General features: G+C 71.1%; 3 protein-coding genes and 1 pseudogene. 2 read left to right on the top strand and 2 right to left on the bottom strand.

The window, feature by feature from the left end:
• Together G6026_RS17400 and G6026_RS12185 are read left to right on the top strand one after the other, a co-directional pair.
• Positions 1-332: rubredoxin (locus G6026_RS17400; protein WP_241728057.1), on the top strand; the 332-nt coding region annotated here is incomplete at its 5' end.
• A 56-nt stretch (positions 333-388) separates the two neighbouring features.
• A complete protein-coding gene (locus G6026_RS12185) occupies positions 389-583 on the top strand; it encodes a ferredoxin (RefSeq protein WP_182613335.1) in 195 nt (64 codons plus the stop codon).
• A gap of 11 nt (positions 584-594) precedes the next feature.
• Here G6026_RS12185 and G6026_RS12180 read toward each other — a convergent pair whose 3' ends face one another.
• Positions 595-1,194: a maleylpyruvate isomerase family mycothiol-dependent enzyme gene (locus G6026_RS12180; RefSeq protein ID WP_182613334.1), complete on the bottom strand. Its 600-nt coding sequence runs from the start codon at positions 1,192-1,194 to the stop codon at positions 595-597.
• A 51-nt stretch (positions 1,195-1,245) separates the two neighbouring features.
• Positions 1,246-1,732: pseudogene (locus G6026_RS12175) on the bottom strand (glycosyltransferase family 2 protein); the annotation flags it as partial.

Below are 1,732 nucleotides of genomic sequence, written 5' to 3'. Positions count from 1 at the left end.
CCAACATCCAGCCGTCCAAGCGGGAGCGGATCCTCGCGCGTTACTCCGCTCCGTCGGCCACCGGGACGAGCGCCGCGTCGAATGCGTCCACGACTCCGTCCGCCACGGCGACCGCCGTCCTGGATCCCGAGCCCGACGTGAACGCGGTCCGCGGTGCCGTCTCGCCGATCGGCACCTATGCCTGCCCCAACTGCGGCCACCACTACGTGGAGTCGCTCGGAGAGCCGCGGGAGGGCTTCGGCCCCGGCACCCCGTGGTCGGAGATCCCCGACGACTGGCAGTGCCCGGACTGTGGTGTCCGAGACAAGGTCGACTTCGTCCCGGTGAGCTGATCCCCCTCGTTCCCCGTGTTCCCAGTGTTCCCAGCGTTCCCTTCAGGAGGTAACCCATGAAGATCTCGATCGATCCGGACCGGTGCGAGGGTCAGGCGGTGTGCGTCGGACTCGCCCCGAAGGTCTTCGCCCTGGGCGACGACGACGAGGTGGTCCGCCTCCTCGTCGAGGACGTTCCGGAGGATCTGCAGAAGAGGGCCCGCAAGGCCATCGAGAAGTGCCCGATGGCGGCGCTCCGCGAGACCGGGTAGGCCGGGGCCGGTTACGGTGCCGGCCAGGCCGAGGGGTCCCGACCGGTGCGCGCGAGAGCGGCGTGCCGGGGCGGGACCCCGGGGTCGTCGAAGCCCGGCACCGGGGCGGCGAACAACTCCGGCGCCGGGTCGTCGGCGAGGTCGGCCCGGACGAAGTCCAGGACGGCGCGTTCGAGCTCCTCGCCCCACGGCAGGTCGATGCCCTGGGAGACCGACAGGTCCCAGGCGTGGACCGCCAGGTCGAAGGTCTGCTGCGCGAGATAGTGCTCCACCGGCGCCAGACCGTAGGAGAGATGGACCTCCTCGTCGAGCGGGGTTCCACGCCACGAGGCGGCCACCGGCGCGCGCAGGGAGTGCCAGAAGGCCACGAGGTCGGGACCGGTGGCGCCGGAGAGCCGCAGGAGGGGCTCCTCGAGGTCCCCGGCCACCTCGTCGATCGTCCCGCCGGCCAGCAGCCCCGGGACCCACATCTGCTCGTCCACGACGTGGGCCAGCACGTCTCGGGCGGTCCACTGGCTGCACGGCGTGGCCGCATCCCAGTCGGCGATGGTCGGCAGGACCCGGTCGTACAGGTCGACGGCCTGGGACTGCAGGGCGATCCAGTCGGTCATGGGCTCCATCATGCCCCGGCGCGACGGAGTGTTCCGGGCCGGTAGGTCTGGTCAGGGCTTGTCGAACCGCTCGCCCGCGCCCAACCGCTGCAGCCGCATCCACTCGCGCAGGCCGGACGGGTCCCGCCTGGTCACCAGGAAGTACCAGCCAAAGCGCAGGATCTCCTGGGGGATGAGACGTCGGTTGCCGGGCTGGGTGAGCACATACCCGCGGTTGCGGTAGGTGAAGTGCCGCTTGACCGGGTCGTCGGGGAACTGGGTGTGCATGCGGCCGCCGAGGATCGGCTTGAACTCGTCCGAGCCCTGCGGGTGCAGGTACGCGGTGGTGAGGCAGGTGCCGAAGGGCAGCCGGGATCGCACCAGCCGGCGGTGCATCTCCACCTCGTCGCCGCGGATGAACAACCGGAGGTCCGGCACGCCCACGCGGTCCAGGCAGTCCGCGGTGAACAGTGCGCCGTTGAACAGGGAGGCGATGCCGGGCAGGAGATCGGAACCATCCGCGACCGCGGCTGCTGTGTCCGTCGGGCCCACTGCCGCG

It is taken from the genome of Dietzia sp. DQ11-38-2, assembly GCF_014145055.1.
Lineage (GTDB): Bacteria > Actinomycetota > Actinomycetes > Mycobacteriales > Mycobacteriaceae > Dietzia.
Note: the sequence above shows the minus strand (reverse complement) of the source record. Positions and strands in the feature narration are given on the sequence as shown.